This window comes from Bradyrhizobium sp. WSM4874 (assembly GCF_055811835.1).
Genome location: NZ_JBVVPR010000259.1, coordinates 1 through 287 on the forward strand (window position 1 = coordinate 1; position 287 = coordinate 287).

Here is a 287-nt window from a genome sequence, read left to right on the forward strand (position 1 = left end):
GAAATTCTGGCCGGGCTGGAGGCGACCGAAGCCGAGCCCGAGGGCACCGACCGCGATCTCATCGACAAGCTGGAAGCCATGGTCGAGCAGGGCATGGCCGCCATGTCAGGCTCGGCGCAGCCGATGCCGGCGGCTGGCGCCGCTGCCCCCGTGGCTGAAGCGCCGCCGCTGGTGCCGGACGCGCCTGTCGCCGTTGAAGCCGCGCCGACGCCCGGCGTGCTGGCCGACCAGAGCCTGGAGCGTCCGCTGCGTCCGGGCGAAGTCTCGCTCGACGAGCTCGAGCGCGC

1 pseudogene is annotated in these 287 nt (G+C 73.5%); it reads left to right on the forward strand.

Features of this window, described 5'->3' with window-relative positions:
- Positions 1 to 287 (forward strand): annotated as a pseudogene (locus AC0L3P_RS40280) (hybrid sensor histidine kinase/response regulator); the annotation flags it as partial.